The organism is Janthinobacterium sp. GW821-FHT03C10 (assembly GCF_059420865.1).
Genome location: NZ_JBWKUN010000001.1, coordinates 1,761,438 through 1,775,124, shown reverse-complemented (window position 1 = coordinate 1,775,124; position 13,687 = coordinate 1,761,438). Strand labels below are relative to the sequence as shown.

Genomic DNA, 13,687 nt, shown 5'->3' with positions numbered 1-13,687 from the left:
GCGCACAGTATAGTGCCAGACGTTCCATTGCGCACTCCTAATCATTTTTGACGTACTTTTGAAGCAAAACGCATGTATTCGCTTTCCGATTTCGATTTTAATTTGCCGCAAGAAAACATTGCGCAAACTCCGTTGGCCGAGCGCAGCGCCTCGCGCCTGTTGCACCTGGACGGCGACGCCCTGGTTGACCGCAGCTTTGCCGATATCGTCGGGCTGTTGCAGGCGGGCGACCTGCTGGTGATGAACGATACGCGCGTGCTCAAGGCGCGCTTCTTCGGCGTCAAGGAAAGCGGCGGCAAGATCGAGGCGCTGGTCGAGCGCGTGCTCGACGACCGCACCGTGCTGGCCCAGGTGCGCGCGTCGAAGTCGCCGCCGCCCGGCTGCCGCATCCGCCTGGCCGACGCCTTCGACGTGACGGTGGGCCAGCGCGCCGGCGAATTCTTTACCTTGCACTTCGAGGCCGACGTGTTCGAGTTGATCGAGGCGCATGGCCGCTTGCCGCTGCCGCCCTACATCGAGCACGATGCGGACGAATTTGACGAAACGCGCTACCAGACGGTCTTCAACAAGGTGCCCGGCGCCGTCGCCGCGCCGACGGCGGGCCTGCATTTCGACCAGGCCCTGCTCGACCAGTTGAAGGCCAAGGGCGTCAACTTTGCCTATGTGACCCTGCACGTGGGCGCCGGCACCTTCCAGCCCGTGCGCACGGAAGTGCTGGCCGAACACAAGATGCATACCGAGTGGTACACCATGCCGCAGGAAACCGTCGACGCCGTGCGCGCCGCGCAGCAGGCCGGGCGCGACGTGGTGGCCGTCGGCACGACCAGCCTGCGCGCGCTGGAATCGGCCTCGCAAAGCGGCCGGCTGGTGGCGGGCAGCGCCGATACGGCCCTGTTCATCACGCCCGGCTACGCCTTTAAAACGGTGACGCGCCTGATCACCAACTTCCATTTGCCGAAGTCGACCCTGCTGATGCTGGTGTCGGCCTTCGCCGGCTATGAGCCGATCCGCCATGCCTACGCGCATGCGATCGCGCAGAACTACCGTTTCTTCAGCTATGGCGATGCGATGCTGCTCACCACGCAATCGCGCGCCGCACTGAACCTTGATACTCCCGTGAAAGACTGACCATGCTGGAATTTACATTACTCAAGACCGACACGAGCGGCCTGACCAAGGCACGCCGCGGCACCTTGAAACTCAACCATGGTGTCGTGCAGACGCCGATCTTCATGCCAGTGGGCACTTACGGCTCGGTGAAAGCCATGTCGCCGCTGGAACTCAACGAGATCGACGCGCAGATTATCCTGGGCAACACGTTTCACCTGTGGTTGCGTCCAGGAAACACCGTCATGGAAAAATTCGGCGGCTTGCACGGTTTCATGGGCTGGAACAAGCCGATCCTGACGGATTCGGGCGGCTTCCAGGTGTTTTCGCTGGGCGCCATGCGCAAGATCACGGAAGAGGGCGTGCATTTCAATTCGCCCATCAACGGCGATAAGCTGTTCCTCTCGCCGGAAGTGTCGATGCAGGTGCAGCGCGTCTTGAATTCCGACATTGTCATGCAGTTCGACGAATGCACGCCGTACGAGATCCAGGGCCGCCCGGCCACCATCGAGGAAGCGGCCAAGTCGATGCGCATGTCCTTACGCTGGGCGCAGCGCTCGAAGGACGAGTTTCACCGCGGCGAGAACCCGAATGCGCTGTTCGGCATCGTGCAGGGCGGCATGTTCGAAATGCTGCGCGACGAGTCGCTGGCCAAGCTCGAAGAGATCGACTTCCCCGGCATCGCCATCGGCGGCCTGTCCGTCGGCGAGCCGAAGGAGGACATGATGCGCATGCTGGCCCACGTGGGCCCGCGCCTGCCGGCCAACAAGCCGCATTACCTGATGGGCGTGGGTACGCCGGAAGACCTGGTGGCGGGCGTATCGAACGGCATCGACATGTTCGATTGCGTCATGCCGACGCGTAACGCCCGCAATGGCTGGCTGTTCACCCGTTTCGGCGACATCAAGATCAAGAACGCCAAGTACAAGGAAGACCAGGCGCCGCTCGACGAGACGTGCAGTTGCTACGCCTGCCGCAACTTCTCGCGCGCCTACCTGCACCATCTGCACCGCTCCAAGGAAATCCTCGGCGCGCGCCTGAACACCATCCACAACCTGCATTACTACCTGGACCTGATGCGCCAGATGCGCGAGGCGCTCGATGAAGACCGTTTCCACGCGTTTACGCTGCAATTCCATGCGGAACGGGCACGCGGAACTTAAGAAAAGCTTAGCTTGCGCCCTGGCGGCAGCAGGGCCGGAAGTTTTGTGTATTGGTGCTTGGACGGGGGCGATAAAGCATTGCATAATGCCTTTTTAGCCCCACTTAAAGTTGCTATGCCTGCAATTCGGGTTATGACGTATAGCCAATGCTAGAATACAGCGCTATTTTTTCAAACTGATTAGAACTGGAGTCACCGTGTTTTTCATTTCCAACGCTTATGCGCAAGCCCCAACCGACGCCCTGGGCCTCGGCGGCAACCTGACCAGCTTCCTGCCGCTGGTATTGATGTTCGTGGTCATGTATTTCCTGATGATCCGTCCACAGCAAAAACGCGCCAAAGAACAACGGGCGATGATGGACGCGCTGGCCAAGGGTGACGAAGTCGTCACCGCCGGCGGCATGCTGGGCCGTGTTGTCAAGGTAGTGGACGCTTACGTCACCATCGAAGTGGCGACCGGCACCGAAATCACGGTGCAAAAGAGTGCCATTACCACCTTGCTGCCTAAAGGCACCCTGAAGGCACTGTAATTTCTCGCTGTCATTGCCTCGGCAATGATAGACCCGGGGCGGCTATCGGTCGCCCCTCGCGACGCCTCCGACGCTCAACACTGAACGCTGAATCACTATGAATCGCTATCCTGCTTGGAAATACATCATCATCGTCGTCGCCTTATTGCTGGGCGCACTCTATACGGCGCCCAACTATTTCGGTGAGTCACCGGCGCTGCAAGTAACCAGCGGCAAGTCGACCGTCAAAGTGACGGGCGAGCTGATGACGCAAGTCGAGCAAATATTGACGAAAGAGAACGTCAAGTCGGAAGGTGTCACCATGGATGGCGCCGGCAACCTCGCCTCCGTGCGCGTGCGGTTCGCCGATCCCGATACCCAGTTCAAGGCGAAACTGGTGCTGGAAAAGGACCTGAATCCCGATGCCAGCGACCCCGCGTACATCGTGACGGTCAACCTGCAAGCCAATACGCCGATGTGGATGCAAAAATTGCATGCCTTGCCCATGTTCCTGGGCCTGGACTTGCGCGGTGGCGTGCACTTCCTGATGCAGGTCGATGCGAAAGCCGTACTGAACAAGAAAGTCCAGGGCGTCCAGTCCGCCGCGCGTAGCGTGTTGCGCGACAAGAATATCCGCCACGCCGGCATCGAGCGCGTGGGCGATAGCGTGCAGATCAACTTCCGCGACGCGGAAACGCGCCTGAAGGCAAAAAATGTGCTGTCCGACCAGATGACGGAACTGGCGTTTGCCGATGCGGGCGAAGGCAGCGACCTGAAACTGAATATCACCCTGAAGCCGGCGGCCCTGAAGGCGACCATCGACGAAGGCGTAAAACAGAATATCTCCACCCTCTCCAAGCGCGTCAATGAGCTGGGCGTGGCCGAACCGCTGATCCAGCAGCAAGGTCCCGACCGCATCGTGGTGCAACTGCCTGGCGTGCAGGACGTGGCCCGCGCGAAAGCCATCATCGGCCGCACGGCGACGCTGGAAGTGCGCCTGGTCGACGAAAGCATCGTGCCCGGCACCGAACTGTCGAGCGCTATTCCGTTCAACTCGGAATTGTTCACCGTCGGCAAGGGCGTGCCTGTCGTGCTGGCGAAAGACGTGATCCTGACGGGCGACTATATCTCCAGCGCCACGGCCAGCTTCGACCAGAACCAGCAAGCGGCCGTGTCGATCGACCTGAACGGCGACGGCGGACGCAAGATGCGCGAAGCGACGCGCGAACGCGTGGGCAAGCGCATGGCCATCGTGCTGTTTGAAAAGGGCAAGCCGGAAGTGCTGTCGGTCGCGACCATCCAGCAGGAACTCGGTTCGCGCTTCCAGATCACCGGCATGGGCGGCGCGGAAAACGCGAATGAACTGGCGCTGCTGCTGCGCTCGGGCGCCCTGTCGGCACCGATGACCGTCATCGAAGAACGCACGATCGGACCGCAGCTGGGCGCGGAAAACATCGCCAAGGGCTTCCACTCGACCTTGTACGGTTTCATCGCCATCGCCATCTTCATGATCGCCTACTACATGTTGTTCGGCGCCTTCAGCGTGCTGGCCCTGGCCACCAACCTGCTGTTGCTGGTCGGCTTGCTGTCGATGATCCAGGTGACCTTGACCTTGCCAGGTATCGCCGCTATCGCGCTGGCGCTGGGCATGGCGATTGACGCCAACGTGCTGATCAATGAACGTATCCGTGAAGAGCTGCGTGCGGGCAATACGCCGCAAGCGGCGATCGCCGCCGGCTTCGACCGTGCCTGGGCCACGATTCTGGACTCGAACGTGACCACCCTGATCGTCGGCCTGGCGCTGCTGGCCTTCGGCAGCGGCCCCGTGCGCGGCTTCGCCGTCGTGCATTGCCTGGGTATCCTGACCTCGATGTTCTCCTCCGTGTTCGTGTCGCGCGGCGTGGTCAACCTCTGGTATGGCCGCAAGAAAAAGCTGACGACCTTGTCAATCGGCACGGTGTGGGTGCCGGGCGCCAGCAAATAAGCGACGGCCCCGACTCACCCAATAGCGTCAACAGCGATCGCGTCCGGTGGCCCAGCCGCCGGACGCACAGAATAGAACTCAGAGGATTTCATGGAATTTTTCCGGATCAAAAAAGATATTCCCTTCATGCGCCATGCGTTGATTTTCAACGTGATTTCGGCCGTGACCTTCCTTGCCGCCGTCTTCTTCCTGGTGCACAAGGGCTTGCACCTGTCCGTCGAATTCAAGGGCGGTACCCTGATGGAGGTGAAATACCCCAAGGCGGCCAATCTTGAAGGCATACGCGGCACCCTCATCGCCATGGGCTATGAAGAGCCGGGCGTGACCAGCTTCGATACGGCGCGCGACGTGATGATCCGCCTGCCGGTGGAAAATGGCGTCAGCGCCGCGAACACCTCGCAGCGCGTGTTCGAATCGCTGTGCAAGGCCGAGCAGGGCACGACCAAGGCCATCGACACCGTCACCGCCAAGGGCGAACATGTGCTCAAGAGCGCCTGCATGGACACCGCCGGCAATGAAGCGGTGGTACTGCAGAAGGTTGAATTCGTCGGCCCGCAAGTGGGCGAGGAACTGGCGCAGAACGGCTTGAACGCGCTGGTGGTGGTGATTATCGGCGTGATGATCTACCTGGCCATCCGCTTCGAATGGAAATACGCTGTCTCGGCCATTATCGCCAACTTGCACGACGTGGTGATCATCCTGGGCTTCTTCGCTTTCTTCGAATGGGAATTCTCGCTGACGGTGCTGGCGGCGATCCTGGCGGTGCTCGGTTATTCCGTCAACGAATCGGTGGTGATCTTTGACCGTATCCGCGAAAACTTCCGCAAGCAGCGCAAGGCTTCCGTGCATGAAGTGATCGACAACGCGATCACCAGCACCATTTCGCGTACCATCATCACCCACGGCTCGACCCAGATGATGGTGCTGTCGATGCTGGTCTTCGGCGGCCAGACCCTGCACCACTTTGCACTGGCGCTGACCATCGGTATCTGCTTCGGTATCTACTCGTCCGTGTTCGTCGCGGCCTCGATCGCCATGTGGCTGGGCGTCAAGCGCGAAGACTTGATCAAGCCGATCAAGGAAAAAGACGAAACCGACGGCGCCGTGGTGTAAGCGCAGGTTTTTTGCAGGTCGAATGAGGAACGATCACCGTTTGCGGTGGTCGTTTTTTTTATGGTGGATGACGATGAAGCGTTTGATAGTGATGGGCATCATGGCGGGCATCGGCACCTTGGTCAATGCCGCGCAATTGAGCCGAGTGGACAGCGGTGCCATCGCCCTGCGCGGCCCGATTGCCGAGGGCGACGTGGACACGCTGCGGCAGCTGGCCACGCCGGGGACGACGCTGTTGCGCGTGAACAGCGAGGGTGGCGATGCGCAGGCGGCCATGCAGCTGGGCCGCTACCTGCGCCGGCAGCAATGGGATATTGCCGTTGACACCGTGTGTGCGGGCAGCTGCGCCCTGTATGTCTTCCCGGCCGCGCGGCACAAGCGCATTCCGGCCGATGCCGTGCTGGCGCTGCAGGAATCGGCGTTCCTGCGCGCGCAGGCGAGCCCGGCACAGATGCGCCGCACCCTGGCCGAGGCTGGCGTGGCGGCCGAGGACCTGGAGCGCGAAACGGCGGCGCTGGCGGCCCAGTTGACGGAGACTGCGGCGCAGGAAGCGGCGTTTGCCGCGGAACTGGGCATTGCTTCCGCCTTTTACCGCGATTTCCCGCAAGTGGCGGCGCAGGCCGAGAGCGTGCGCCAGCGCTTTCCCGACCAGGAAGCGGCCGTCCACTGGTGGCCGGCCGCCGCCCGCCTGCAGCGCTGCTACGGCATCGCCGGCGTGGACGAGGGGCCGCGCGCGGTTCGCCTGGCGCCCGGTGGTTATCTGTATGTGCCGGCCCTGTCGGCCCTCGTCATGGGCGACCAGGCCTTGCAGGACTGTCCATGAGCCGCAGCGGCCGCTTGTTCCTGCTGATGGACGCCATGCGCGCCAGGCGCGTGCCCGTCACGGCGGCCCAGCTGGCGCAGCAGCTGGGCGTATCCGAGCGCACGATCTACCGCGATATCCAGACCCTGGCCGAACTGGGCGCACCCTTGCAGGGCGAGGCGGGCATCGGCTACGTGCTGCGCCGCGGCGCCTTCCTGCCGCCGCTGATGTTCGGGGCCGATGAACTGGAGGCGCTGGTGCTGGGCGCGCGCTGGGTGCGCCGGCAGGGCGACGCGGGCCTGGCGCAGGCGGCCAGCAATGCCCTGGCCAAGATCGCGGCGGCCTCGCCGCGCGACTTGCGCGACAGCATGGCCGAGACCAGCCTGTGGGTGCCGCTGGGCCGCCCCGCCGATGGCACACAGCCGGCCGACCGCTACGTGCAGCCCGTGCGCGAGGCGATCCGCTACGAACAGAAACTCACGCTTGCCTATCAGGATGAGCACGGCAGCGCCACCTTGCGCACGGTGTGGCCCTTCGCCCTGGCCTTTTTCGAGGGCAAGCGCCTGCTGGCCGCCTGGTGCGAACTGCGCGGCGATTACCGGCACTTCCGCATCGACCGCATCGCCAGCGTGCGGCAGCACGAGGAGCGCTATCCCACGCGGCGCCACGCCTTGCTCGACACCTGGCGCAAGGCGCATGAGATTGATCCGGAATCCTGATATTCGCTCCTGACAAAAACTGTCAGTGACGGCAACTACGATGGTGGCTTCTTCACTCACCGGAGCCTTTGCCATGCGCCTGTACCATCACCCCATGTCCTCGAATGCCCGCCGTGCCCTGATGACGGCGATCCACCTCGGCCTGCCGCTGGAACTGGCCGAAGTCGACCTGATGAATGCGGACGACCGCCGCCGTCTGCTTGAACTGAACCCGAACGGCAAGGTGCCCGTGCTGGCCGACGGCGCTTTCCTGCTGTGGGAATCGTGCGCCATCATGCAATACCTGGCCGAGCAGGTGCCGGGCCAGACGATTTATCCGCAGGCGCCGCAGGCGCGCGCCGACGTCAACCGCTGGCTGTTCTGGGCCGCGCAGCACTTCGCGCCCGCCGTCAGCGTGCTGGCCTGGGAACGCGCGTGGAAGGGCATGACGGGCAATGGTCCGGCGGACCCGCTGGAAGAGGCGCGCGGCGAGCGCGACCTGCATGAGTGCGCCGTGGTGCTGGACGCGCACCTGGCGGGACGCAGCTGGATCCACGCAGACGATGTGACCCTGGCCGATTTCGCCGTGGCCGCGCCGCTGATGTACAGCGAGGCTGTGCGGCTGCCGCTGGCGCAGTACCGGCATATCCAGGCGTGGTTCGCCCGCGTGCGGCAGTTGCGCGCCTGGCAGGAAACGGATGTCGAACTGCTGCCGGGATAATCTGCGCGCTAAGTGTGCCAGCGCACGGAGCCGGCGCGGCACACCGCATAAGATAGGGCTGTCTCTTTCAGGACATCCCTAGCTTTGGACTTTACCCGCTTTCGAGCGGGTTTTTTTTCGCCGTTATTGGCGCTTGCTGTTGATGGCGAGTGCTCACATTTAGCGCGTGAAGCACATCAATGCACGAGCACCTTCAGCAGCGACTGCACTTCATCGTCGGATTCTTCCATGATGCTCGACAAGGTCGCATCGTCGCCGATCACGCAATCGATGCTGCCGGCGGCGCGCGCGGCGCGCACGGCGATGGCGGCCGGGCTTTCATTGAGGGGCGACGAGACGGGCGCCAGGTCATTCGCCAGCAGCAGGGTGTCGCCCAGCGATTCGGGCGGAATGGCGCGCAAGCCTTCCCACAGCGCATCGATGGCGCCCATCACCGCTTCCGGCACCTTCAGCTTGGTCAGGACGCCATGGCCGATGGCCTGTTCGCCATGCTCGACCCAGTCCTGCGGTTCGCCATCGAGGATGCCGGGGAATTCGGCCGCGCGCGACAGCAGATAAAAGCCGCCCACTTCATGCATGATGCCGGCAAACAGGGCCGTATCGGGATCCACCTTGGTCACGCGGCGGGCCAGTACCTGCGACAGGGCCGCCACGTGGGCCGTATGTTCCCATAGCTGGTTGGCCTTCGCCTGCAGCGCGGGATCGGTGATGGTGCTGCCCAGCTGGCGCACGATCAGCGATGCCACCACCGACTGCAGGGTACGCACGCCGAGCCGTTGCACGGCGTTGCGCACGCTGGTGATTTCATTGCCGGAACGGTTGAACGCCGCCGAATTGGCGATGGCCACCGTGCGCGCGGCCAGCAGCGGGTCAGCCTGCACCAGCTTGGCGGCGGCCTCGATATGGCAGTCGGGATCGGCCAGCGCCTCTTGCAGCTTGAGCGAAGCGTCCACATTGGCAGGAAAGGTCAGCTCGCCACGAGCGGCTTGCGCGGCGATGCTTTTAAAGGCGTCGAGTCTGTTCATTGAAAAAATTATACTCGCAATATTTCCGTACGGAACTTTTTAACCGTGATCTTTTCGCAAACAGCTGGACAAAAGGCAAGCAAAGCCCCGTAAACGGAAAAAGGCATGCCTATATTGTTGACATGCCTCTTTTTAACGACAGCGATCGTCACAGCGCTGGACAGGACGACTGCGCAGCAGGTCCTGTTCAGCGCTACTACAGAACTTCGCTGAAGATCGCGTCGCAGCCTTCCACCAGCTCGTCGCTGTCTTCCAGCTCATCCGTCAAGCCCAGGTCGAACAGTTCCTCGACGGCGTTCATGAAGCTGTTGTGCTTGGTGGCGCCGATCAGGCGGTAGATTTCGCCGTCTTCGTTGCGCACGCCGATGATCAGTTTTTCCTGGCGCACCAGTTCCGGCGTGCTGGCGTTGAGCAGCAGGTTGCCGATGATGTGTTTATCGAAATGAGCGGGCTTTTTGCCTTCGAGCAGTGAGGTTTTCAACTTGGTTTCCTTTGTCTTGTTTGAATGTCTGTGCTTGGTGAATGGTCAGCCGTGACCGTTGGCGATCGCGTGTTTCAAGCCTGCCAGGGTGCTTTCCAGACGTATGAAATCGTCTTCGGTATAGCCGTCGAACAGGCGCTGGCCTTGCTTTGTCAGCTTGGGGAACACGTCATGGAACACCTGTTCGCCCTCGCAGCTCAGGCGCACGTAATAGGAACGCTTGTCGCGTGGACAACGTTCGCGTATCACCAGCCCCTTTTGTTCCAGCCGGTCCACCACGCCCGTCAAAGTCCCCTTGGTAATCAGGGTTTTCTGGCCCAGTTCCTTGTAGGACATACCGCAAGTGTTGCCGAGCGTGGCAATGATGTCGAATTGCGCATGCGTCAAGCCGTACTGGCGCACGAAGTCGCTAGAAAACCGCTCGAAGCCTTGCATGCATTCGGCCAGCAGCCGGATACTTTTTAAATATCGTTCACCCATGGCAGTGATTATATCCTTCCGCCCCGCTTTTTTCCGCCGCGCCAAGATGCGCCCCCGTATGAGGGTCTCGCTGGGGCGGAAGTCCGGTATCATGTGGGCAACTCAGCCCTTGCCCCGATCCCGCCCCGCCGATGTCCTTCGCTAATCTTTCCCGTATCGGCCTCGACAAACCGCTGCGTTTGCTGCTGGTGCATGCCGGCGATGCCGAGTCGATCACCTGGGCCGGCCTGGTGCAGCCGCTGCGCCTGTGCGCGCGGGCGCTGGGGTCGCAGGCGTTCCAGCTGGACGTGCGTACGCCGGAACAGGTGGCCGCGCAGGGCGGCCACTGGCATATCGCGCTGCTGGTGGCCGATGAAACGCAGGCGCCGCTGCGCGCCGAGCTGTGCCGGGCCGTGATCGAGCGCTGCCGTTCGGCGCCGTTCTGGGGCGGCGTGGGCGCCGCCGTGCTGTGGCTGGCCGACGCGGGCGTCATGGATGGCGTGCGCATCGCCTTGCCGTGGGCCTTGTATGCCGATGCGGAAGCGAAGGCAGAACGGGCCATCCTGACGCCGCATTTGTTCGACATCGACGGCCCGCACATCACCTGCTGCGGCGGCGCGGCCAGCATCGATTTTTCGCTGACCCTGATCGAGACCATCTTTGGCGCCGACGTGCAGGCGCTCGTCAAGGAAGCGCTGTGCGTGGACAAGGTGCGCGGCAAGGAAGAGCGCCAGCGCGTGGCCCTGCAGGCGCGTTTCGGCGTATTGCAGCCGAAGCTGTCCGAAGCGGTGACCTTGATGGAAGCCAATATCGAGGAGCCGTTGTCGACCGACGACATCGCCAGCCTGGTGGGCCTGTCGCGGCGCCAGCTGGAACGGCTGTTCAAGCAGTACCTGGGCAGCCTGCCGTCGCGCTACTACCTGGAGCTGCGTTTGCAGCGCTCCAGGCAACTGTTGCTTGATACACATTATTCCATCGTGCAAGTTGGCCTGATGTGCGGCTTTTCCTCCGGCTCGCACTTTTCCACGGCGTTCGGCACCCTGTTTGGCAATACCCCCCGCGAAGAGCGGCAGCGCAAGCTGATGCCGCCGGTCTAGCCAGCATCCAGGCAGCTGTGATGAATTGTGAAAATCCTTGTCGCAGATTCAAAAGAGTTTTAGCATCCCGCTTTTTATAATGCAGTACACACGTAGCTGTCGTAGCTGCGGAGTACCTAACATATTGATGGGGAAATGCTATGAATGCCAAGCTTGATTCGACCGTAACGGCTCGTCCAGTCACCCGGGAAACCTTTGACCAGGTCCTCGTTCCTACCTACGCCCCTGCAGCCATGGTGCCCGTGCGCGGTTCCGGACTGGATCTGTGGGACCAGTCGGGCAAGCATTACCTCGATTTCACCTCCGGCATCGCCGTCAACAGCCTGGGCCACTGCTATCCGGCCCTGGTCGACGTGCTGACCAAGCAAATCAATAATTTGTGGCATTTAGGCAACGGCTATACGAACGAGCCTGTGCTGCGTCTGGCGCTGGCGCTGACGGAAGCGACCTTCGCCGACCGCGCCTTCTTCTGCAACTCGGGCGCGGAAGCCAACGAAGCGGCCCTGAAGCTGGCGCGCAAGTACGCGCACACCAAGTTCGGCGCGCACAAGTCGCGCATCATCTCGTGCTTCAGCTCCTTCCACGGCCGCACCCTGTTTACGGTCTCCGTCGGCGGCCAGGCCAAGTACACGGAAGGCTTCGAGCCGCTGCCGCCGTCGATCGACCATATCGCCTACAACGACATCGAAGCGGCGCGCGCCGCCATCGGCGATGACGTGTGCGCCGTGATCGTCGAGCCGGTACAGGGCGAAGGCGGCGTGGTGCCGGGCAATCCGGAGTTCCTCAAGGAGCTGCGTGCCCTGTGCGACAAGACCGGCGCGCTGCTGATTTTCGACGAAGTCCAGAGCGGCATGGGCCGCACTGGCGCGTTGTTCGCCTACATGGGCTACGGCGTCACGCCGGACATCCTGACGGCCGCCAAGGCGCTGGGTAACGGCTACCCGATCGGCGCCATGCTGACCACGAATGAACTGGCGCAAACGCTGGCCGTCGGCACTCACGGTACCACCTACGGCGGCAACCCGCTGGCCGCCACCGTGGCCCTGACCGTGCTGGAGACGATCAACACGCCGGCATTCCTGGCGCGCGTCAAGGAAGCCAGCGTCAACACCATCGCCATGCTGCAAGGCTTGATCACGGATTACCCGCAAGTGTTCTCCGTGGTGCGCGGCAGCGGTTTGCTGCTGGGCCTGGTCGTCAGCGATGCCTGGAAGGGCCGCGCGAAAGACATCCAGAAAGCGGCCGAAGCGCAAGGCTTGATGGTGCTGATCGCCGGCATGGACGTGGTGCGCCTGGCACCGGCCCTGATCGTTTCGGACGAGCAGATTGCCGAAGCGGGCCGCTTGCTGCGCGCCGCCATCGACGGCATGCTGAAAGCCTGAGGCTAGCCTCGCTCCCTGTTTGATCACCGGCCCGCCGCTTTGCCGCGGGCCGGCTTGGTTCTACCCGGGTTTTCAGCCCATGTATCGTCAGCATTGAAGGAGTACCCATGTATGTTGTCCGTCCGGTAGAAATTGCGGATATTGCAGCCCTCGAAGCGCTGGCCGCGGTAACCATGCCGGGTGTCCATACCCTGCCGAAGACGCGCGAGAAGATCGCCGCCTCCGTCGAGCGCTCCATCGCCTCGTTTGCCGCCCATGTCGACATCCCCAGCGAAGAGTCGTATCTCTTCGTGCTTGAATCCCTGCTCGACAAGAGCATCGCCGGCACGGCCGCCATCTTCGCCTCGGCCGGCTCGAACGGCACCTATTTTTCCTTTCGCAACGACGTCATCCAGCAAGTCTCGCGCGACCTGAACATCAGCCACAGCGTGCATGCGCTGACCCTGTGCTCGGAACTGACGGCCTATTCGCAGTTGTCCGGCTTCTACGTGCGCAACATGGAGCAGGCGGGCCTGGAAGCGGCCCTGCTGTCGCGCGCGCGGCTGCTGTTCGCCGTGCTGGCGCCGCACCGTTTCGGCGACCGCTTCTTCGTGCCGCTGGCCGGCATCACGGACGCCAACGGCCAGTCGCCATTCTGGGATGCGCTGGGCCGCAAGTTCTTCCAGATGGATTTCCTCGATGCCGAAAAAGTCATCGGCGGCGCGCGCAACCGCACCCTGATCGTCGAACTGATGCCGCACTACCCCGTGTACGTGCCGCTGTTGCCCGGCGACGCGCAGGCGGCCATGGGCCAGATCCACCCGAGCGGCGAACTGGCGTTCAATCTGCTGACGGAAGAAGGTTTTGAAGCGGACGATTACATCGACATCTTCGATGGCGGCCCGATCCTCCAGGCGCACAAGCATGCGCTGCGCTCGTTTACGGGGTCGCTCACGCGCCGCGTCGTCGCAGGCGTCACGCCCAGCCGCACGGGCCTGAAAGTGCATTACGCGATCGCGTCGGGCGCGGAGCGCAACTTCCGCGCCGTCACCTTCACCTGCGATGCGCTCGAAGCGCAGGACACCGTCGGCTTGCCGCCCGAGCTGCTGGAAGCGCTGGCCGTGGCCGAAGGCGACAGCGTCATTTGCGTGCGCATCTAACCGAGAGA

Annotated in this window: 14 protein-coding genes; 11 read left to right on the top strand and 3 right to left on the bottom strand. The window is 62.5% G+C overall.

All coding sequences use genetic code 11. The features are described from left to right. Positions 1–72 precede the first annotated feature (72 nt). The 8 genes from queA (at position 73) to AC07VH_RS07620 (ending at position 8,096) form a co-directional block, all read left to right on the top strand. The gene (queA, locus tag AC07VH_RS07655) at positions 73–1,128 is read left to right on the top strand and encodes a tRNA preQ1(34) S-adenosylmethionine ribosyltransferase-isomerase QueA (protein WP_494788142.1); all 1,056 of its coding nucleotides are present in this window, start codon (positions 73–75) and stop codon (positions 1,126–1,128) included. Between the two features lie 2 nt (positions 1,129–1,130). Further along, on the top strand, positions 1,131–2,270 hold the full coding sequence (gene tgt, locus AC07VH_RS07650) for a tRNA guanosine(34) transglycosylase Tgt (RefSeq protein ID WP_034745502.1): 1,140 nt from the start codon (positions 1,131–1,133) through the stop codon (positions 2,268–2,270). Between the two features lie 196 nt (positions 2,271–2,466). Beyond that, positions 2,467–2,799 (top strand): preprotein translocase subunit YajC, encoded by a 333-nt coding sequence (yajC, locus tag AC07VH_RS07645; RefSeq protein ID WP_298403037.1) that lies wholly within the window; start codon positions 2,467–2,469, stop codon positions 2,797–2,799. Positions 2,800–2,896: 97 nt separating this feature from the next. After that, a complete protein-coding gene (gene secD / locus AC07VH_RS07640; RefSeq protein WP_475414191.1) occupies positions 2,897–4,762 on the top strand; it encodes a protein translocase subunit SecD in 1,866 nt (621 codons plus the stop codon). Positions 4,763–4,852: 90 nt separating this feature from the next. Further along, entirely contained in the window at positions 4,853–5,875 is a 1,023-nt protein-coding gene (gene secF / locus AC07VH_RS07635; RefSeq protein WP_070220687.1) for a protein translocase subunit SecF, read from the top strand. A gap of 73 nt (positions 5,876–5,948) precedes the next feature. Further along, a complete protein-coding gene (locus tag AC07VH_RS07630; protein ID WP_494788143.1) occupies positions 5,949–6,698 on the top strand; it encodes a hypothetical protein in 750 nt (249 codons plus the stop codon). After that, positions 6,695–7,396 carry a helix-turn-helix transcriptional regulator gene (locus AC07VH_RS07625; RefSeq protein WP_475414189.1) on the top strand — a complete coding sequence of 234 codons (702 nt, stop codon included), beginning with the start codon at positions 6,695–6,697 and terminating at the stop codon, positions 7,394–7,396. The genes AC07VH_RS07630 and AC07VH_RS07625 overlap by 4 nt, the downstream gene beginning before the upstream one ends. Positions 7,397–7,469: 73 nt before the next feature. After that, positions 7,470–8,096 carry a glutathione S-transferase family protein gene (locus tag AC07VH_RS07620; RefSeq protein WP_475414188.1) on the top strand — a complete coding sequence of 209 codons (627 nt, stop codon included), beginning with the start codon at positions 7,470–7,472 and terminating at the stop codon, positions 8,094–8,096. Positions 8,097–8,272: 176 nt separating this feature from the next. Here the strand turns inward: AC07VH_RS07620 and AC07VH_RS07615 are convergent, their stop codons facing one another. The 3 genes from AC07VH_RS07615 to AC07VH_RS07605 form a co-directional block, all read right to left on the bottom strand. After that, positions 8,273–9,121, bottom strand: a complete 849-nt coding sequence (locus AC07VH_RS07615) for an HDOD domain-containing protein (RefSeq protein ID WP_475414187.1) — start codon at positions 9,119–9,121, stop codon at positions 8,273–8,275. Positions 9,122–9,317: 196 nt separating this feature from the next. After that, on the bottom strand, positions 9,318–9,602 hold the full coding sequence (locus AC07VH_RS07610; protein WP_230539226.1) for a hypothetical protein: 285 nt from the start codon (positions 9,600–9,602) through the stop codon (positions 9,318–9,320). 45 nt (positions 9,603–9,647) lie between these two features. Beyond that, positions 9,648–10,082, bottom strand: a complete 435-nt coding sequence (locus tag AC07VH_RS07605; protein WP_475414186.1) for a MarR family winged helix-turn-helix transcriptional regulator — start codon at positions 10,080–10,082, stop codon at positions 9,648–9,650. A 131-nt stretch (positions 10,083–10,213) separates the two neighbouring features. On the opposite strand from AC07VH_RS07605, the gene AC07VH_RS07600 reads away from it, so the two are divergent. The 3 genes from AC07VH_RS07600 (at position 10,214) to AC07VH_RS07590 (ending at position 13,679) form a co-directional block, all read left to right on the top strand. After that, complete coding sequence (locus tag AC07VH_RS07600; protein WP_475414185.1) at positions 10,214–11,158, top strand: GlxA family transcriptional regulator; 945 nt, start codon at positions 10,214–10,216, stop codon at positions 11,156–11,158. A 140-nt stretch (positions 11,159–11,298) separates the two neighbouring features. After that, positions 11,299–12,540, top strand: coding sequence for an acetylornithine/succinylornithine family transaminase (gene astC / locus AC07VH_RS07595; RefSeq protein WP_230539223.1), 1,242 nt, complete (start codon positions 11,299–11,301; stop codon positions 12,538–12,540). Between the two features lie 107 nt (positions 12,541–12,647). Continuing rightward, complete coding sequence (locus AC07VH_RS07590; protein WP_326455989.1) at positions 12,648–13,679, top strand: arginine N-succinyltransferase; 1,032 nt, start codon at positions 12,648–12,650, stop codon at positions 13,677–13,679. Positions 13,680–13,687: the final 8 nt, after the last annotated feature.